19 protein-coding genes are annotated in these 17,327 nt (G+C 59.9%); 5 read left to right on the top strand and 14 right to left on the bottom strand.

The genetic code is table 11. The features are described 5' to 3' along the window. Positions 1–7 precede the first annotated feature (7 nt). The 3 genes from DKY63_RS25905 to DKY63_RS25915 all read right to left on the bottom strand — a co-directional run bounded on the left by DKY63_RS25905 (position 8) and on the right by DKY63_RS25915 (position 3,835). Positions 8–1,723: a proline--tRNA ligase gene (locus tag DKY63_RS25905; protein WP_110966719.1), complete on the bottom strand. Its 1,716-nt coding sequence runs from the start codon at positions 1,721–1,723 to the stop codon at positions 8–10. Positions 1,724–1,877: 154 nt separating this feature from the next. Further along, a complete protein-coding gene (locus DKY63_RS25910) occupies positions 1,878–3,437 on the bottom strand; it encodes an AmpG family muropeptide MFS transporter (RefSeq protein ID WP_110966720.1) in 1,560 nt (519 codons plus the stop codon). A 44-nt stretch (positions 3,438–3,481) separates the two neighbouring features. Then, positions 3,482–3,835, bottom strand: a complete 354-nt coding sequence (locus DKY63_RS25915) for an MGMT family protein (protein ID WP_110966721.1) — start codon at positions 3,833–3,835, stop codon at positions 3,482–3,484. 169 nt (positions 3,836–4,004) lie between these two features. On the opposite strand from DKY63_RS25915, the gene DKY63_RS25920 reads away from it, so the two are divergent. Next, positions 4,005–5,012, top strand: a complete 1,008-nt coding sequence (locus DKY63_RS25920) for a DUF481 domain-containing protein (protein ID WP_110966722.1) — start codon at positions 4,005–4,007, stop codon at positions 5,010–5,012. 186 nt (positions 5,013–5,198) lie between these two features. Here DKY63_RS25920 and DKY63_RS25925 read toward each other — a convergent pair whose 3' ends face one another. Next, entirely contained in the window at positions 5,199–5,408 is a 210-nt protein-coding gene (locus DKY63_RS25925) for a cold-shock protein (RefSeq protein ID WP_002554837.1), read from the bottom strand. Between the two features lie 352 nt (positions 5,409–5,760). Here DKY63_RS25925 and dcd point away from each other — a divergent pair, with 352 nt between their 5' ends. Beyond that, positions 5,761–6,327, top strand: coding sequence for a dCTP deaminase (gene dcd / locus DKY63_RS25930; protein WP_007940589.1), 567 nt, complete (start codon positions 5,761–5,763; stop codon positions 6,325–6,327). 107 nt (positions 6,328–6,434) lie between these two features. Continuing rightward, a complete protein-coding gene (locus tag DKY63_RS25935) occupies positions 6,435–6,644 on the top strand; it encodes a hypothetical protein (protein ID WP_110966723.1) in 210 nt (69 codons plus the stop codon). A gap of 105 nt (positions 6,645–6,749) precedes the next feature. On the opposite strand, the gene DKY63_RS25940 is transcribed toward DKY63_RS25935, so the two are convergent. The 6 genes from DKY63_RS25940 to DKY63_RS25965 all read right to left on the bottom strand — a co-directional run bounded on the left by DKY63_RS25940 (position 6,750) and on the right by DKY63_RS25965 (position 13,699). After that, positions 6,750–7,514: an ABC transporter ATP-binding protein gene (locus DKY63_RS25940; protein WP_110966724.1), complete on the bottom strand. Its 765-nt coding sequence runs from the start codon at positions 7,512–7,514 to the stop codon at positions 6,750–6,752. Between the two features lie 13 nt (positions 7,515–7,527). Beyond that, entirely contained in the window at positions 7,528–8,664 is a 1,137-nt protein-coding gene (locus tag DKY63_RS25945; protein ID WP_110966725.1) for a succinylglutamate desuccinylase/aspartoacylase family protein, read from the bottom strand. A gap of 27 nt (positions 8,665–8,691) precedes the next feature. Beyond that, positions 8,692–9,402, bottom strand: coding sequence for an ABC transporter permease (locus DKY63_RS25950; protein ID WP_110966726.1), 711 nt, complete (start codon positions 9,400–9,402; stop codon positions 8,692–8,694). Then, complete coding sequence (locus tag DKY63_RS25955; RefSeq protein ID WP_110966727.1) at positions 9,399–10,127, bottom strand: ABC transporter permease; 729 nt, start codon at positions 10,125–10,127, stop codon at positions 9,399–9,401. Before DKY63_RS25955 ends, DKY63_RS25950 begins: the two co-directional genes overlap by 4 nt. Before the next feature lie 56 nt (positions 10,128–10,183). Continuing rightward, complete coding sequence (locus DKY63_RS25960) at positions 10,184–10,966, bottom strand: transporter substrate-binding domain-containing protein (protein WP_110966728.1); 783 nt, start codon at positions 10,964–10,966, stop codon at positions 10,184–10,186. A 282-nt stretch (positions 10,967–11,248) separates the two neighbouring features. Next, complete coding sequence (locus DKY63_RS25965; RefSeq protein ID WP_110966729.1) at positions 11,249–13,699, bottom strand: penicillin acylase family protein; 2,451 nt, start codon at positions 13,697–13,699, stop codon at positions 11,249–11,251. A 231-nt stretch (positions 13,700–13,930) separates the two neighbouring features. Here DKY63_RS25965 and DKY63_RS25970 point away from each other — a divergent pair, with 231 nt between their 5' ends. Continuing rightward, entirely contained in the window at positions 13,931–14,488 is a 558-nt protein-coding gene (locus tag DKY63_RS25970; protein ID WP_110966730.1) for a cysteine hydrolase family protein, read from the top strand. Positions 14,489–14,633: 145 nt separating this feature from the next. On the opposite strand, the gene DKY63_RS25975 is transcribed toward DKY63_RS25970, so the two are convergent. The 4 genes from DKY63_RS25975 to DKY63_RS25990 form a co-directional block, all read right to left on the bottom strand. Beyond that, positions 14,634–14,840, bottom strand: coding sequence for an SEC-C metal-binding domain-containing protein (locus tag DKY63_RS25975; RefSeq protein ID WP_110966731.1), 207 nt, complete (start codon positions 14,838–14,840; stop codon positions 14,634–14,636). Between the two features lie 5 nt (positions 14,841–14,845). Then, entirely contained in the window at positions 14,846–15,331 is a 486-nt protein-coding gene (locus DKY63_RS25980) for an LEA type 2 family protein (RefSeq protein ID WP_110966732.1), read from the bottom strand. Between the two features lie 114 nt (positions 15,332–15,445). Next, on the bottom strand, positions 15,446–15,922 hold the full coding sequence (locus tag DKY63_RS25985) for a YchJ family protein (RefSeq protein WP_110966733.1): 477 nt from the start codon (positions 15,920–15,922) through the stop codon (positions 15,446–15,448). 4 nt (positions 15,923–15,926) lie between these two features. Further along, positions 15,927–16,424: a DUF6231 family protein gene (locus tag DKY63_RS25990; RefSeq protein ID WP_110966734.1), complete on the bottom strand. Its 498-nt coding sequence runs from the start codon at positions 16,422–16,424 to the stop codon at positions 15,927–15,929. Between the two features lie 190 nt (positions 16,425–16,614). Here DKY63_RS25990 and DKY63_RS25995 point away from each other — a divergent pair, with 190 nt between their 5' ends. Next, positions 16,615–17,310, top strand: coding sequence for an OmpA family protein (locus DKY63_RS25995; protein ID WP_110966735.1), 696 nt, complete (start codon positions 16,615–16,617; stop codon positions 17,308–17,310). The last annotated feature ends 17 nt before the right edge of the window (positions 17,311–17,327 follow it).

Consider the following 17,327-nt stretch of genomic DNA (forward strand, 5'->3'; position numbering starts at 1 on the left):
TCTGGTTTCAGCGGCGGACACGGGCCTGAAGGAACGACAGTACGTCGGCAACCGGCAGCGCTTGCGGCTCGGCTTCGGTACGGCTCTTGTATTCCAGGTTGCCTTCGGCAAGGCCGCGGTCGCTGACCACGATCCGGTGAGGAATGCCGATCAGCTCCATGTCCGCGAACTTGATGCCCGGGCTGGTTTTCTTGTCGCGGTCGTCCAGCAGTACTTCGAAGCCGGCAGCGGTCAGTTGCGCATACAGCTTGTCGGTGGCTTCGCGAACCAGATCGGTTTCGTAGCGCAGTGGCACCAGGGCGATCTGGAACGGCGCCAGGGTGTCGCTCCAGATGATGCCTTTGTCGTCACTGTTCTGCTCGATGGCAGCCGCCACCACGCGGGAAACGCCGATGCCGTAGCAGCCCATTTCCAGGGTCACCGGCTTGCCGTTCTCGCCCAGCACTTCGCACTTCATCGCCTTGCTGTACTTGTTGCCCAGCTGGAAGATGTGTCCGACTTCGATGCCGCGCTTGATTTCCAGGGTGCCCTTGCCGTCCGGGCTAGGGTCGCCGCTGACCACGTTGCGCAGGTCGGCAACGGTCGGAACCGGCAGATCACGTTCCCAGTTCACGCCGAAGTAGTGCTTGTCGTCGATGTTGGCACCGATGCCGAAGTCGCTCATCAGTTCGACAGAGCGGTCGATGATGATTGGCAGTGGCAGGTTCAGCGGGCCGAGGGAACCGGCGCCGGCGCCGATGGCGTCACGCAGTTCGGCATCGGAGGCCATGACCAGCGGGCTGGCGACGCCAGGCTGGTTGGCGGCCTTGATTTCGTTCAGTTCGTGGTCGCCACGGATGATCAGGGCAATCAGCTTGCCTTCTTCTTCGGCGTGCACGATCAGGGTCTTGATGGTCTTTTCAATCGGCAGATTGAATTTCTCCACCAGCGCGGCAATGGTCTTGGTGTCTGGGGTGTCGACCAGGCGCAGCTCTTCGGTCGGCGCGGCGCGGGAGGTTTCGCGCGGTACGGCTTCGGCCTTTTCGATGTTCGCGGCGTAGTCGGATCCGTTGCTGAAGACGATATCGTCTTCGCCGGACTCGGCCAGTACGTGGAATTCATGGGAGCCGGCACCGCCGATCGAACCGTTATCGGCTTCAACCGGACGGAACTTCAGGCCCAGGCGGGTGAACACGTTGCAGTAGGCTTCGTGCATGCGGTCGTAGGTGACCTGCAGCGAGGCCTGGTCGGCGTGGAACGAGTAGGCGTCCTTCATGATGAATTCGCGGCCGCGCATCAAGCCGAAGCGTGGGCGGATCTCATCACGGAATTTGGTCTGGATCTGGTACAGGTTGATCGGCAGCTGCTTGTAGCTGCTGAGCTCGTTGCGCATCAGATCGGTGATGACTTCTTCGTGGGTCGGGCCTGCGCAGAAATCACGGCCATGACGGTCTTTGAGGCGCAGCAATTCAGGGCCGTACTCTTCCCAGCGTCCGGATTCCTGCCACAGTTCGGCCGGTTGGGTACCTGGCATCAATACTTCCAGAGCGCCAGCGGCGTCCATTTCTTCGCGAACGATCTTTTCGACCTTGCGCATCACTCGCAAGCCCATCGGCAGCCAGGTGTACAGGCCCGAGGCGAGTTTGCGGATCATGCCGGCGCGCAGCATCAGCTGATGGCTGATCACGACCGCGTCGGAAGGCGTTTCTTTCTGTGTGGCGAGCAAAAATTGACTGGTACGCATGGTTGGCCGTTATCGATAGCTGATGACGAGAAATGACGGAGCATTGTACGGGCGAGATCCGCTGTCGTACAGGCGTGCGGTCAGTGGTGTGGGAGAGGGCGAATATCGCTCCGCCTCTCCCATGTTTGCTGCGGTAACAATCCGCGAGTGCTTTTTACGATTCTTCCGCGACCTGTGCGGGAACAGGCTCCGGCGTCGGTTTCGGGCCTTCGCGGCGGCTTTCCTGGAACCAGTGCAGGGCGATCAGGACCAGGGTAGGAACACCCAGCAAGGCGGTGATCAGGAAGAACTGGTGGTAGCCGAATTTCTCTACCATGACCCCGGAGTAACCGCCGATCAGGCGTGGCAGCAAGAGCATGATCGAGCTGAGCAGGGCGTATTGGGTGGCGGAGAATTTGAGGTTGGTCAGGCTCGACAGGTAGGCGACGAACGCTGAAGTGGCCAGGCCCGAGCTGAAGTTGTCCAGGGAGATGGTGAGGATCAGCATCTTCAGGTTGGGGCCCATGTCGGCCAGCATCAGGAACAGTATGTTGGTGGCTGCCGACGCGGCGCCGCCGATGAACAGGATCGGCAGGATGCCAAAACGCACGATCAGCAGGCCGCCCATGCCAGCACCGACCAGGGTCATGATCAGGCCGAAGATTTTGCTGACGCTGGCGATCTGGTCCTTGGTGAAGCCTTGATCGATGTAGAACACGTTCGCCATCACGCCCATGACCGTATCGGACATCCGGTAGGTCGCGATCAGCCCGAGCAGCAGCAGTGCCTGCCAGCGATAGCGCAGGATGAAGTCATTGACCGGAGTCAGGACCGGCGCCAGGCCGCGGCGTCCCATGGACGACAGGCACAGGGCGGTCAGCGTGATGTAGAGGATCGCGCGCAGGAAGGCGCGGTCCTGGAGCAGCAAGTCAAGCAGGCTCACACCGTTGAACAGGACGCTGGCGAAGTCGGTGTTGTAGAGCTGGGTGAACATGGCCGGTACGGATACCAGCAACACGATCAGGACGAAAACCGAGGCCAGCTGGTGGACGAAGCTGTAGCGCCCGGCCTGCAGTTGGGTGCGCAGCGGCACCGGTGGTTCGCGCATGAACAGGCTGGTCAACAGCGCCGGAACCATCAGGGCGCCGAACAAGATGTAGGTGCCGGCCCAGGCGGAATGCTGATAGTTGAAGCCGGTAGAGCCAAAGCCCTCGGCAAAATACAGGGCGCCGGCGGTCGCCAGCAGCGCCGCGATTCGATAGCCGGACATGTAGCTCGCCGCCAGCGCCGCCTGGCGATTGTCTTCGGCGATTTCCAGGCGGTAGGCGTCGACCGCGATGTCTTGTGTGGCCGAAGCGAAGGCGACGACCACCGCGATGGCGATCAGCCAGGAGAGATGCTTTTGCGGGTCGCAGAAACCCATGCCGATCAGGCCGAGGATCACCAGACTCTGGGACAGCACCAGCCACGACCGTCGTCGCCCCAGCTTGCCGAGAAACGGCAGGCGCCATTGGTCGAGCAACGGTGACCAGACCCATTTGAAGGCATAGGCCAGACCGATCAGGCTCGCGTAGCCGATGGTTTCACGAGCCACACCGGCTTCACGCAGCCAGACCGAAAGCGTCGAGAACACCAGCATGTAGGGCAAGCCAGCGGCGAAACCCAGCAACAACAGTACGAGCGTCGAGGGGCTGGCATAGGCAGCAAGCGCGGCGCGCCAGGTTTTACGGGGCATGGGCTGGAGTCTGCCTCAAGAAATACGAAAACAAAGCGCGCACTCTAACCGCTGTGCTCTACCGGGCGCCACCCATGGCGCTGAATATCAACACGATTGTTCAGGATACTGATCCCCTCCATGCGCAATCGAGCGCGTTGTTCGTCCCCGGACGGGCTGCCTGCGGGCAGGCTGAGGCGCCCACCTGCCCCCAGAACGCGGTGCCAGGGCAATTTGCTGTCGCCGGGCAGTTGGCTCAGCGTCCGACCCACCCAGCGCGCAGCGCGGCCCAGCCCAGCGAGCTCTGCCAACTGACCATAGCTCACCACCTTGCCTTCGGGCACTTGTGCGAGCGTCAGGTAGAGCGCCGTGCGTCGGATTTGTGCCGGGCTCTCGGGTTCAGTGGTGGGTTCGTTCACGTGCAGGCTTCCGAAAAAATGTTCCTGAAAAAAGCGGTACCGTTTGTAGAGTAAATCCTGGATCAGCAGATGAGAAATGAACTCAACAGAAATCGTCGGGTCAGTCGTAGCCAGGGCGTTACTCCCGGGATAATGCCGACTTTTTCGCAAACCGAGTCTGTTTTTGCTTATGTTGTCCAGAACTTTGCTGTGCCTCGCTGTTATCAGTGCTTCCACTCCCTTGCTTGCCGATACTGTCTGGTTGAAGAACGGTGACAAGCTGAGCGGCAAGATCATCCTGTTTGACGGTGGCAAGTTGCTGGTCCAGACCGAATACGCCGGAGCGGTCCCGATCGACTGGAAACAGGTCAAGACGCTGGAAAGTGATCAGGAGTTGCTGGTCAAGCAGGACGCCTACACCGGCGAGAAGGCCAAGTCGTTGCACGCCGCCGAGGACGGCAAGGTGATCCTGGCCAACGGCGATGCCCCCAAAACCGTCGAACTGGCGAGTGTCCAGCAGATCCTCAAGCCCAAGCCGGTGGTCGAGGATCTGGTGTGGAAGGGCAATATCGATGCGGCCCTCGATTACCAGCGGGCCGACAAGGACACCGACGACTACGACATCGATTTCAAGACCACGGCCCGTCATGGTCGCTGGCGGCATACCGCGGAAGGCGAATACAACCGCGAGTTTCAGGATGATGTGGTCACCACGGACAATTGGCGGGCCGAGTATTCCCTGGACCGCTTTCTGACGGATAAATGGTTTTGGCAAGGTCGACTGGTCTACAAGCGCGACAAGGTTGAAGACCTGTCCCGTCAACGCACTGTGGGTACCGGTCCTGGCTACCAGTTTTGGGATGACGAGTTGGGCGCGTTCTCTCTCGGATCACTGGTCAATCGCACCGACTATGAGTTCGCCGATGGCAGCAAGGAAAACTTCTATTCGGTCGCCATGAAGTGGGACTACAACCGCTATCTGATCGGCAAGAAAGTGGAGTTCTTCACCAATGGCGAGGTGGGCAAGCCGCTGTCCGGCGTGGCCGACTACGCGCTGGATTCGGAGGTGGGCCTGCGCTACAAGGTGACGGACTGGGCGTCGCTCAATCTCAAGGCCGAGCGTGACATCATCAGCGGAACCGACGATGCCGATCTGGACAAGACCCGGTACACCGCAGGGTTTGGTGTGACCTGGTAAATCACTGTCGGCTGCAGGATCCAATCGCGGGCAAGCCTTGCTCCTACAGAATTTACGCAATCCTGTAGGAGCGAGGCTTGCCCGCGATAGCATCAGCACTTTCGAAATCGCCTCATGAGCAAAAATACACAGGCACAAAAAAGCCCCGCTGTTGAGGGCGGGGCTTTTTACTAAAGCAAGGACAAGTTAGATAACTTGTACTTCTTCAGCTTGCATGCCTTTCTGACCGCGAGTAGCGATGAAAGAAACCTGTTGGCCTTCTTTCAGGCTTTTGAAGCCGTCGGATTGGATAGCTTTGAAGTGAACGAACAGGTCGTCACCGGATTGTGGAGTGATGAAGCCGAAGCCTTTTTCATCGTTGAACCACTTAACGGTACCGGTTTGGCGATTAGACATGGTGTAACTCCTTGAACAAAGATAACTGCGACTCAGGAAGAACCCTGGCCGAGACTGAGTGCAAAGAGCAGGAAAAATTCTTGTAGACGGTTGGATCGAAATTCAACATATCGTGTAGAGATTCTCAGTGACACAAGCAGCACAGTGACGCCACCTTAACCCTTTTTCCGAAACGTGCCAATGCTTCGTGCGAAGGTTTCTCGGTTTTCATGATCGACGGTGCGCCGTATTGTCTCGAAGGTCCGTAAATCGTGCGTGATCGTCGAGAATTGTGCCCGGCACTTTGAACCCGGGGGCGCACCCCGGTAAGATGCCGGACAGTTTTTTCCACCTCGCTATTCAGGACACCGCCATGAGCATCAAATCGGACAAGTGGATTCGCCGCATGGCGCAAGAGCACGGCATGATCGAGCCTTTCGTTGAGCGCCAGATGCGCGGCAGCGACGACAGCCGTGTGATCTCCTACGGCGTGTCGAGCTACGGCTACGACGTTCGTTGCACCAATCACTTCAAGGTGTTCACCAACATCAACTCGGCCATCGTCGACCCGAAGAACTTCGATGCCGGCAGCTTCGTCGACATCCATAGCGACGTCTGCATCATCCCGCCGAACTCCTTCGCCCTGGCCAGCACCGTCGAGTACTTCCGTATTCCGCGCAACGTATTGACCATCTGCCTGGGCAAGAGCACCTACGCCCGTTGCGGCATCATCGTCAACGTCACCCCGCTTGAGCCGGAGTGGGAAGGTCACGTGACCCTGGAGTTCTCGAACACCACCAACCTGCCGGCGAAGATCTACGCCAACGAAGGCGTGGCGCAGATGCTGTTCCTTGAGTCCGACGAAGAGTGTGAAGTGTCCTACAAGGACCGTGGCGGCAAGTACCAGGGCCAGCGTGGCGTGACCCTGCCACGGACCTGAGTCAGCCGTCCGACAAAAACGGGGAATTCCTGGGCGGGCGTACACTCTATGGAGTGTACTGCTCCGATCCGCGCAAGGCGGATCGGGCCATCGCTCAGGAGTGCTTTATGAAGATCGACCCGCGAATAAGTGCCGAACTGGCAAGGCTTGAGCCCAATCAGGTTGGCGTTTTGGCCTGGTCCTTGTTGGCACACCCACCGATCAGTATGTCAGGGGGCATCCCTGGCCAACCTGATCCCGATACCCCCAATGAACAACCGACCGAGCCCGGTGAGCCTATGTTGCCGGATGAGCCGCCTCCCGCGCCCGTAGCCTGATTTGTCTTTCTGTAGGAGCGAGCCTGCTCGCGATGGACTGTCAGTCGACACCGCGGTGCCTGACCCACCATCGCGAGCAGGCTCGCTCCTACAGGGGGTTGCTGGTTACTTGAGGTTACCGCTCAGGAACTGCTTCAAGCGCTCGCTCTTCGGATTGCCCAGCACGTCTTCCGGCGCGCCTTCTTCTTCCACCCGACCCTGGTGCAGGAACAGCACCTGGCTCGACACCTTGCGCGCGAAGCTCATCTCGTGAGTCACCATGATCATGGTCCGGCCTTCCTCGGCCAGGCCCTGGATCACCTTGAGCACTTCGCCCACCAGCTCCGGGTCCAGCGCCGAGGTCGGTTCGTCGAACAGCATGACTTCCGGTTCCATGGCCAGCGCCCGGGCAATCGCCACGCGCTGCTGTTGACCGCCGGAGAGGAACGCCGGGTACTGATCGGCGACCCGTGCCGGCAATCCCACCTTGTCCAGGTAGCGGCGGGCGCGGTCCGTGGCTTCCTGCTTGCTGCAACCCAGCACGCGGATGGGCGCCATGGTGATGTTTTCCAGCACGGTCATGTGGCTCCACAGGTTGAAGTGCTGGAACACCATGGCCAGGCGGGTGCGGATCCGTTGCAGTTCATTGGGATCGGCGACATGCATGCCATGGCGATCCTTGATCATGCGGATCGACTGGCCGTCGAGGCTCATCGCGCCGTCGTTGGGCTGTTCGAGAAAGTTGATGCAACGCAGGAAGGTACTTTTGCCCGAGCCGCTGGCGCCGATCAGGCTGATGACGTCGCCGGTGTTGGCCTTGAGCGAAACACCCTTGAGCACCTCATGATCGCCATAGCTTTTATGCAGGTCTTCAATGGTCAGTTTGTACATGTAACAAGCATCCTCAAGGCGAAAGTAGGTAGCCGCTGCGATAGGCTTCGGCGCCCGCGACGTGGGCGATCACCATGCCGGCGGTGGCCATGCGTCGCAGCGAGCGGGCGTACATCAGACCGCTGGCGGTGCAGCGCACCGATGTGACGCTGTCGGAAATGGGGTCGATGATTTCGGCGATCAGTTGACCGGCTTCCAGGTATTCCCCCGGCAGCGCGGTGAACACCAGCAAGCCGCCAACCGGAGTGGCGACGGGCTCGACGCCGGCCAGTGGAGTGGCCGGGTAGGGCAGGTCGGGCAGTGGCGCCGGTTCGCCCGCGATTGCGCCGTAATGGATCAAGTAGTCAATCAGCGCCTGGCTGTCGAGGCTGGCCAGCGGGTGATTGACGTCGCCCTGGCCGCGCAGTTCGACGGTGACGGAAAAGCTCCCCAGTGGGATATCGAAGTGCTCGCCGAAGCGTTCCTTCAATTGCCACCACAGCAAGGTGAAGCATTCGTCGAACGACTGACCGCCGGAGTCGGTGGCCAGCAGGCTGGCTTCGGCACCAATGTAGCGCGCCAGCGGTTCGACCTGGGACCAGGCTTCGGGGGTGGTGTACAGGTGGGCGACCGCTTCGAAGTCGCAATGCAGGTCCAGCACCATGTCTGCATCGCAGGCCAGCCGTTGCAGGGTCAGGCGCTGGGATTGCAACTGGGTGCTGGCGGTCTGCCGCGCCAGAGCCTGGCGCAGGCTGTTGCGGATCAATTGCAGGTTGTGCTGCGGATCATCGCCGAGCTGGCCTTCGATCTCGTTGCCGACTTCTTCGCTCAGGTCGACGAACCAGCGATTGAAGTTCTGCCCGCTTTCCAGCTCGTAGCGGCCCAGCGGTACATCCATCAGCACCTGTTCCAGGCCCACCGGGTTGGCGACCGGGACCAGCACGATCTCACTGCGCAGGCGGCCGGCGGCTTCCAGCTCCGCCAGGCGTTGCTTGAGGTGCCAGGCCACCAGCATGCCGGGCATTTCATCGGCGTGAAGGGACGACTGGATGTAGATCTTGCCTCGGGCGCTTGTAACGGCAGGCGACGATGTCGGCCCGAAGTGGAAGCTGTGGATCTGTCGCGCTGTCCCCGGCACGGGGGACAGCAAGTCATGAATCTGGTGGCGCATCTGTTGTTCCCTGAAACAGGAGAGGTCCTAGTGGGTCGGCCCGAGGAAGGCCAGCCAGCGGCGTTCGGCGAGGCGGAACAGGCCAACCAGCGCAAAGGTGACGGTCAGGTAGATCAGCGCGGCGATGCCGAACGACTGGAAGGTCAGGAAGGTCGCCGAGTTGGCGTCCCGAGCCACTTTCAGGATGTCCGGAATGGTGGCGGTGAACGCCACGGTGGTCGAGTGCAGCATCAGGATCACTTCGTTGCTGTAGTACGGCAACGAACGACGCAGGGCCGAAGGCATGATCACGTAGGCATACAGCTTCCAACCGGTCAGGCCGTAGGCTTTCGCCGCTTCGACTTCACCGTGGGCCATGCTGCGAATGGCTCCGGCGAAAATCTCGGTGGTGTAGGCGCAGGTGTTCAGGGCGAACGCCAGGATGGTGCAGTTCATCGCATCGCGGAAAAAGCTGTCGAGCAGCGGTTGCGCGCGCACCGCGGCCAGGCTGTAGATCCCGGTGTAGCAGATCAGCAGCTGGATATAGAGCGGCGTGCCACGGAACAGGTAGGTGTAGAACTGCACCGGCCAGCGAATGTAGAAGTGCGGCGAGACCCGGGCGATCGACAGCGGAATCGAGACGATGAAACCGAAGAAAATCGACGCGCTGAGCAGCCACATGGTCATGGCCAGGCCGGTGATGTTCTGGCCGTCGCTGTAGAGGAAAGGCCTCCAGTATTCCTGCAGGAGTTCGATCATCGTACGGCCTCCCGTGTGCCGGCAGCGTAGCGGCGTTCGAGTCGGCGCAGGATGAAGTTGGACGCGCTGGTGATCACCAGGTAGATCAAGGCGGCGAGTACCAGGAAGTAGAACAGTTGATAGCTGCTTTTACCGGCGTCCTGCGCGGCCTTGACCAGATCGGCCAGACCGATGATCGATACCAGTGCGGTAGCCTTGAGCATGACCATCCAGTTGTTGCCGATACCCGGCAGGGCAAAACGCATCATTTGTGGAAATACCACGATCCAGAAGCGCTGGCCGCGTTTGAGGCCATAGGCGGTGGCGGCTTCGACCTGGCCCCGTGGTACCGCGAGAATCGCGCCACGGAAGGTTTCGGTGAAATAAGCGCCATAAATGAAGCCCAGGGTGATGACCCCGGCACTGAATGGGTTGATCTCGATGTATTCCCATTCCAGATAGTCGGTCAGCGACGTCAGCCAGGTTTGCAGGCTGTAGAAGATCAGCAGCATCAGCACCAGGTCCGGCACCCCGCGAATCAGCGTGGTGTAGCACAGGGCAGGCACGCGCAGCAGTTTGACTTTTGACAGCTTGGCACTGGCGCCGAGCAGGCCGAGCAACACGGCCACCAGCAGCGACATCGCCGATAATTTGATGGTCATCCAGGTGCCTTGCATCAGCAAAGGACCGAAGCCCTTGAGGCTGAAGGCCGAGAGCCCCAGATTTTGTAATAGGTCTTCGAACATAAATCAGCAACCTGATCGGAAGAAAAAAGCGCCCATCGTGAGATGGGCGCCGGGCATTATTTGCCGCTGTACAGATTCAGATCGCCAAAGTGTTTCTTCTGAATGGTGGCGTAGGTGCCATCATCGTGTAACGCTTTGATACCTTTATCCAAAAGGGCTTTCAGCTCGGTGTTACCTTTCTTAATGCCGACGGCGGTTTTGGCTGGCAACAGAGGGTCATCAACCGGCTTGCTGACTTCGAAATCGGCACCCTGTGGCGACTTCAGGAAACCCAGTTCGGCTTGCAGCATGTCCTGGATGCCGGCGTCGAGACGACCGGAAGTCAGGTCGGCGTAAACCTGATCCTGGTTGGCGTAGGCCTGGGTTTTCACGCCAGCCTTGTCCAGGATGGCCTTGGCGTAGGCTTCCTGAATGGTGCCTTGCTCGTAACCGACGGTCTTGCCTTTGAGGGAAGCGGTGTCGGTTGTGATGCCGGAGCCTTTCTTGTACACCAGAGCGGTCGGGCCGGAGAACAGCTCGCTGGAGAAGTCGATGACTTTTTCGCGGGCTTCGGTGACGGTCATCGAAGAGATCACGCCGTCGAATTTATTGGCCTTGAGGCCTGGAATCATGCCGTCGAAATCGCTTTCGACCCATTTGCACTTGACCTTCAGCTCAGCGCAGATTGCGTTGCCCAGATCGATATCGAAGCCCACCAGGCTGCCGTCGGCCGCTTTGGACTCGAACGGAGCGTAGGAAGGGTCAACACCGAAGCGCAGTTCCTTGTATTCCTTCGCCAGCGCAGAGCCAGCAGCTACGCACAATGCCAGTGCAGACAGGGTCAGCAATGCTTTTTTCATTATTCAATCCCTAAGAACCAATATGAGCGCTTGTGGCGCAGAATTATTGTTACTGGTAAGCGTAAGACTTAATGAAGGTAGCAATTTCCGAACCAGAGTGCCGAACAAGCGTTTAAAAGGTATTCAGGAAATTGCCGGATGGGATTAGTGCACGAAAATGGGCGCCGTGAAAAGCCTGCACTGTTGTGGATCAGGTTGATGTGAAAATCTAAAAGATCGCAGCCTGCGGCAGCTCCTACAGAGATTGGTGTAGGAGCTGCCGCAGGCTGCGATCTTTTGATCTTACTTGCCCGGCGTCAGGGTCAGGCGCTGGGTGCCGTACACCCGATCAAAGTTCTGCGGTTGCATCGGCAGGCTCATGTACTGCCCCTTGAGCCACGGGTCGATGCTGTTCAGATAATACGGGCTTGCCGGGTTGCCGGACTGGCCGGTGGCGATCTGGCCAGTCAACGGTTCGGTCTGGCCGAAGTCGACGATGAAGCGCATCGCGGGCGCCAGCGTGGTGTTGAAGTCCTGGCCCCAGGCAAATGCAGCGGTGTTGAGCGTGGTGTGATCGCCACCGGCCGGCAGCGGGCCGCGCACCGTCTGGCCGCTGCTGTTCTTCCATTCGTAGCGGTGCAGCTTGCCCCACTGCCAGGCGTTGTGGCTGCCGCCCAACTGACTGTCGCCAGCACTGATCGCCGCAGCCAGGCTACGGGCGAGGATGGCCGGTTTGTCTTCTTTCTGCGCGGTGCGCAGGTCATCCCAGAACGGGCTGTCTTCGCGACCCAGCAAGTGATCGGCCTGCGCGGCGTAGGACAACTTGCCGTTGGCGATGAAGGCCTTCCACGTCGGACTGGTTTCCGGGCCCAGTTCGTCGAGGAAAATCTGTTTGCTGCTCTCTTGCAGGAACAGCTCGTAGACCGCCGCGTCGGCGGAGGTCGGGCTGAGCTTGCCGTCGAATGCCATCAAGCGGGTAAAAGCTTCGCGCGCCTTGTCGCGCTCGGCCACCGGTAAGGCGTCGATGGCTTGTTTGAGCGGTTGGGCCATGCCCGGGGCTTCAAACATTTTCTTCAGTTTGGCGGCGAAGGTGGTGGTCTGGTCGTACTGCATGGCGATCAGGCTGCGCGTGTCATGTTTGCCGGCGCCGGCCAGCTCCGCCATGCGCTCGCCGCGTTCCGGCGCTGCCCAGGAATTGGACAATTGCATGCCATAACCATGGGGAATGACGCGCTGGTTGGCGGTGCCGAGCCAGCCTTGGGCCGGATCCTGATCGTAAGGGTGCAGCATCGGATCGGCGTAACCGTCCCAGTCGTAACGACCCTCCCAGCCCGGCGATGGCAACAAGCCTTCGCCTTCACGGCGGTTCGGATAGCGCCCGGTGACCTGCCAGCCGATGTTGCTGGCGTCGGCAAACACCAGGTTCAAGGCGATGGCGCGGATCTCGCGGCTGGCGTCGGACGCGCGCTCGACGTTTTGCGCGCGGGACAGATCGAAAAACGCGTCGAGGGTTTTGTCGTCGGTGAAGCTCGGAGTCTGCAAGGCCAGGCCGAAACCGCTGCCCTGGGCCAGGCCTTGGGCGCTGTTGAGCAACGGGCCATGGGCGGTTTCGTACACGGCTTCGCGAATCGGCCGCTGGCCTTTGACGAAATAGGTTTCGTTGCGCACGACCGCAGGCGTCCATTTGCCTTTGGTTTCATAGGCCAGACCATTGCCCTGACGTTTGATTTTCTCCAGGAACAGGTCCTGGTTGTCGCCCATGACGTTGGTCATGCTCCACGCGACCTTGCCGTTGAAACCGCCAAGGACCATTGGCAAGCCGGCGATGGTCACACCGGACGCCTGATATTTAGTGGTGCGAATCTGCACGTAACTGAACAGCGACGGCACGCCCATCGGACCGTGGCTGTCGCTGGCCAGCAAGCTCTTGCCGCTACGGCTGCGCTGTGGAGCGATGGCCCAGTTGTTCGACGAGGTGGCGCCCAGCAGATTTAGCTCGGACAGCTGGCTGGTGGCTTTGTTGATCTCGGCCAGCCCCGGTACTTGTCCCGTGAGCTTGATGCCCTGGAGCTTTTCGCTTTCGGCCAGCGGCAGTTTTTCATCCGGCGCGGAAGGGGTCAGCCATGCCAGCTTGTCGGTGGTGACCGTCTGGGCCAACACCAGCGAGGCAATTTCTTCGGGCAGGTTGGCCGACTGGCTGAAATTCAACAGGCAGAAAATCAGCGCGGAGTCTTCCGGTTGCCAGTATTCAGGCTTGTAACCGCTGGCGGCGAGGTCGGCCGGCAGTTTGTCGCGGTAGCGGAACAGGTAGGCGTTGACCCCGCGGGCATAGACCTCGAAGAAGCGCTTGAGGCGGGGGGACGATGCCTTATACAACTCGCCGGCACTCTTCTTCAGGTTGACGGCGCGCATGTAGCGGTCGGCATCCAGCAGGTCTGAACCGTGCATTTCGGCCAGGCGTCCCTGGGCCAGCAAGCGCAGGGTGACCATTTGCGTGATGCGATCGCTGGCGTGCACGTAGCCGAGGGTGAACAACGCGTCATGGAAGCTGCTGCTTTCGATCAACGGCACGCCCATGGCATTGCGTCGCACCGAAACGTTCTGCGCCAGGCCCTTGAGCGCCTGCACGCCGGTAGCGGGTGGGAGCGTGTCCTGGGCGTTGAAGCTCTGACAGCCTGTCAGGCTCAAGACCCCCGCCACTGCTGCGGCAACGCCGAACCGGGGTAGAAAATGTGTAAGGGCTGGCGAGGCCATGGCAAAGCTCCTGCGGGGGTGGTAGCGCAATAAAGCCGCTACGTTAGTGAGCGGGCAGTGGCCGCGCAAGCGGGGGACGAGGTTATTTCAGGATTTGTCTGAGAATCGAAAAGATCGCAGCCTGCTGTGCAGGTTTAGCCAGCTCTACAGTGGATTGGCGCACACCTTGTATGAGCTGCCGAAGGCTGCGATCTTTTGACCTTCAACCCAACCTTCTGGAGCAACACGGGCATGGAGCTAAGGACCAACGCAGCACTGATCATCATCGATCAGCAGAAAGGCATCCTGCATCCCAGGCTCGGTCGCCGGAACAATCCCCAGGCCGAGGAGCGCATTCTCGAACTGCTGGCGCATTGGCGCCGCAGCGGGCGGCCGATCGTGCATGTACAGCACTTGTCCCGCTCTGAGGATTCGGTGTTCTGGCCGCAGCAATCGGGGGTGGAGTTTCAGGAACGGTTTGCGCCATTGCCCGGTGAACAACTGATTCAAAAGCAGGTGCCGGATGCGTTTTGCTCGACGGCGCTGGAGGCGTACTTGCGCGGAGCGGGGATCGGGCAGTTGATCATCGTTGGCGTGGCCACTCACAACTCGGTGGAATCCACGGCGCGTACGGCGGGCAATCTGGGGTTCGATACCTGGGTGGTGGAGGATGCGTGCTTTACCTTCGACAAGGCTGACTTCTTTGGAAATGCCCGATCAGCCGAGGAGGTGCATGGGATGTCGCTGGGGAATTTGCATGGGGAGTATGCGACGGTGGTCAGTACTGCGCAGATTCTGGGGAATGGATGAAACCCTGTAGGAGCGAGCCTGCTCGCGATGGTCGTTAACGATAATGCGTACTGACTGGTTCAACGCGGCGTTTTCGAGTTTTTCGCGAGCAGGCTCGCTCCTACAGGGGGGATTCAACAGGCGAAAATGAATTCAGCCCGAAGCATCAAGCGCCGTGGCACTTCTTGAATTTCTTGCCGTTGCCGCAAGGGCAAGGGTCGTTGCGGCCGACGTCTTTCAGGGCGTTACGTACCGGCTCCTGAGGCGCGTGGTTGCAGTGCGGGCCGTGGACATGGCCATGGTCGTGATCATGATCGTGGTGGTCATGATCGTGGTTGCAGTCTGGGCCATGGACATGGGGTTGCTGGGTCATCGGGGTTACTCCGGAATTAGATCGGCGGGGATTATTACGCCATTACGCGCCAGGTGCACGTAATGGGCGATGAATAAACCGGTTTCCATCTCACCTTCCAGACGATAGGGAATACCCTGCGGGGAGTTTTTCAGCTGCTTGACCAGGTCCTTGACGTGGGGCCACAGGTTGGTGCGGATCGGGACCTTGTAGAAACGGCTGCTCTTGGGGTCGACGGTGATCCAGTGTTCATGCTCGCCTTCGGCCAGCAGGATGCCGCCCAGGTGCACGCGATACTCCAGGCCGCGCACGGTCAGGTCGCTGTCGTTGCGGTTATCGATACGAAAGTGCAGTACGAACCGCTGTTCCATCAGCTTGGCCTTTACCACTTCAACCTTGACCAGATGCACCTCTGGGTCAGGTTCATCGGTGCTGAACCAGGAGGCGCAGCCGCCGAGCCCCAGGCAAAGGGTCAATATAAGCAGGCCGTGTGCGAGTCGCCGGGTGAGCATGGTCGTTCCTCTTCCTTGAACCCCAGTCTAGTCGTTAAAAGATCGCAGTCTTCGGTAGCGCCTGCAGGCGTCCAATGCGGGCGTTGCCGCAGGCTGCGATCTTTTGACGTTGCCTCAACCGCCGAAGTACCCCGAGCAACACTTCTTGAACTTCTGCCCGCTGGCGCAAGGGCAGGCGTCGTTGCGCCCGACATTGAGCGGTACGGTGGGGTCGATGAAGTACCAGCGGCCGGCGTTCTGCACGAATGACGAGCGCTCGCGATGACTGTGTTCGCCGCTGCCGTCATGCCAGCGCGCGGTGAAGGTGACGAAGGCGTGTTCCGGCTGGCCGCCGAGCACTTCCGAGCTTTCCACTTCCAGGCCCAACCAGGTGCTCTGGGCGCTCCAGTCGCTGATCGATTGCCGATCGAGTCCGGACTGCTGGGCGGGCAGGGTGGTCGCCACCAGATAGTCGATCAGGCCCAACACATAAGCGCTGTAGCGCGAACGCATCAGGGCTTCGGCGCAGGGTGCCGGATGACCCTCATGGTAATGACCGCAGCAGGCATCGAGCAGCGTGCCGCTGCCGCAAGGGCAAATGGATGTACTCATTGCGTTACCACCAATATTTCCCGAAGTTTTCCGGATTGGCCCAGAACTTCGAGTTGAGCCAGTCGGGGACTTGCTTGTATTCAAGCAGATCGTAGGTGAACAGCGTCAGCACCTGATCGTCGCGTTGAAAACGCTCGCTGGCTTGCAGCGCCAGGGAGAAGAAATCCGTTTCCTGCCAGCCGCTGGCCGGCAGGTCGGCCAGTACCGCGATGCGGCTGGCGTTGAGGTTGCGGATGCCTCCGAGCAAATTCAGGCCATCGCGCTTGGGCAGGTGTTCGAGGCAATCGACCACCAGCGCCAGGTCAAACCGGCGCGCGGCCAGTTCATCCGGCAATGGCCCGGGTGCCGCGTGCGCCACGCAGCTGTCCGGGTGCGCGAGCTTGAATGCCTCGAGTGCCGGGAACTCGCTGGCGCCGATCAGCAACAGGCGCGAAGGGGCGTAACGGTCCAGCAAAGCGGCCAGCGCCTGCTGGGGTGTGCGCGAAGAAATACCTGCAATCATTGGAGACCCTCACTCAGATCTGCCAAGACTAGCCTGCCTGCAAGTCCGAGCCTAGAGCGTGTTTAAGGTAAAAGTGGCGATCGCCCGAGAACGTGGGATGAAACTGCAATGGCCTATTGCTGGCGGAGTTTTAAACTCCGGTCTTTACTCCCTGAATCGGTTCTAAGCCGATCATTCAGGAGAAAACTCGATGAGCATAGTTCGGACAGCATTACCCCTGGTTCTGCTAACCAGTGTTTTGACTGGTTGCGCAGGTTTGCAGAAAACCGACTGGCCGATCTGTGCGGCAGTCGGAGGTGTCGTGGGTGCGGGGCTCGGTGCCACCGAGAGTTCGTCATGGGCAGGCTGGGGTGCGCTGGTTGTCGGTGGTACGGCAGCGGCCTATTGCTGGGTTCATGGTGATGGCGACGAAGATGGCGACGGCGTACCGGATAGCCGTGACAAGTGCCCTGGCACGCCACATGGCGTGAAAGTCGATGCCGACGGCTGCCCACCGCCAGCGCCAGCTCCTGTTGTTGAAGAAGCCGTGGTGGTCAAGGAAGAAACCATCGTCATCCGTGATGTTCACTTCCAGTTCGACAAGGCAACGCTCACACCGTCCGACAAACAAGTACTCGACAAGATCGCCACTCGTTTGAAAGCGGAAGCGCCTACTGCCCGGTTGAGCGTCACTGGCCATACTGACAGCGTGGGCAGCGATACCTATAACCAGAAACTGTCGGATAAACGCGCTCACTCGGTGGTTGAGTACCTCATCCACGAAGGCGTGCCACGCAGCAACTTTGTGTCTGTTACCGGTGCGGGTGAAAGCCAGCCGGTTGCCGATAACAAAACCGCCGACGGTCGTGCGCAAAACCGTCGCACGGAAATCAAAATCCAACGCTAGATCCCTCGCATCCGTGG

It is taken from the genome of Pseudomonas putida (genome assembly GCF_003228315.1).
In the GTDB taxonomy this organism is placed as follows: Bacteria; Pseudomonadota; Gammaproteobacteria; order Pseudomonadales; family Pseudomonadaceae; genus Aquipseudomonas; species Aquipseudomonas putida_S.

Excerpts from the sequence above, each read along its gene's own strand:
- DKY63_RS25905 (WP_110966719.1), bottom strand. The coding sequence starts at position 1,723 with ATGCGTACCAGTCAATTTTTGCTCGCCACACAGAAAGAAACGCCTTCC.
- DKY63_RS25910 (WP_110966720.1), bottom strand. The coding sequence starts at position 3,437 with ATGCCCCGTAAAACCTGGCGCGCCGCGCTTGCTGCCTATGCCAGCCCC.
- DKY63_RS25920 (WP_110966722.1), top strand. The coding sequence starts at position 4,005 with ATGTTGTCCAGAACTTTGCTGTGCCTCGCTGTTATCAGTGCTTCCACT.
- DKY63_RS25925 (WP_002554837.1), bottom strand. The coding sequence starts at position 5,408 with ATGTCTAATCGCCAAACCGGTACCGTTAAGTGGTTCAACGATGAAAAA.
- dcd (WP_007940589.1), top strand. The coding sequence starts at position 5,761 with ATGAGCATCAAATCGGACAAGTGGATTCGCCGCATGGCGCAAGAGCAC.
- DKY63_RS25935 (WP_110966723.1), top strand. The coding sequence starts at position 6,435 with ATGAAGATCGACCCGCGAATAAGTGCCGAACTGGCAAGGCTTGAGCCC.
- DKY63_RS25940 (WP_110966724.1), bottom strand. The coding sequence starts at position 7,514 with ATGTACAAACTGACCATTGAAGACCTGCATAAAAGCTATGGCGATCAT.
- DKY63_RS25945 (WP_110966725.1), bottom strand. The coding sequence starts at position 8,664 with ATGCGCCACCAGATTCATGACTTGCTGTCCCCCGTGCCGGGGACAGCG.
- DKY63_RS25950 (WP_110966726.1), bottom strand. The coding sequence starts at position 9,402 with ATGATCGAACTCCTGCAGGAATACTGGAGGCCTTTCCTCTACAGCGAC.
- DKY63_RS25955 (WP_110966727.1), bottom strand. The coding sequence starts at position 10,127 with ATGTTCGAAGACCTATTACAAAATCTGGGGCTCTCGGCCTTCAGCCTC.
- DKY63_RS25960 (WP_110966728.1), bottom strand. The coding sequence starts at position 10,966 with ATGAAAAAAGCATTGCTGACCCTGTCTGCACTGGCATTGTGCGTAGCT.
- DKY63_RS25965 (WP_110966729.1), bottom strand. The coding sequence starts at position 13,699 with ATGGCCTCGCCAGCCCTTACACATTTTCTACCCCGGTTCGGCGTTGCC.
- DKY63_RS25970 (WP_110966730.1), top strand. The coding sequence starts at position 13,931 with ATGGAGCTAAGGACCAACGCAGCACTGATCATCATCGATCAGCAGAAA.
- DKY63_RS25975 (WP_110966731.1), bottom strand. The coding sequence starts at position 14,840 with ATGACCCAGCAACCCCATGTCCATGGCCCAGACTGCAACCACGATCAT.
- DKY63_RS25980 (WP_110966732.1), bottom strand. The coding sequence starts at position 15,331 with ATGCTCACCCGGCGACTCGCACACGGCCTGCTTATATTGACCCTTTGC.
- DKY63_RS25985 (WP_110966733.1), bottom strand. The coding sequence starts at position 15,922 with ATGAGTACATCCATTTGCCCTTGCGGCAGCGGCACGCTGCTCGATGCC.
- DKY63_RS25990 (WP_110966734.1), bottom strand. The coding sequence starts at position 16,424 with ATGATTGCAGGTATTTCTTCGCGCACACCCCAGCAGGCGCTGGCCGCT.
- DKY63_RS25995 (WP_110966735.1), top strand. The coding sequence starts at position 16,615 with ATGAGCATAGTTCGGACAGCATTACCCCTGGTTCTGCTAACCAGTGTT.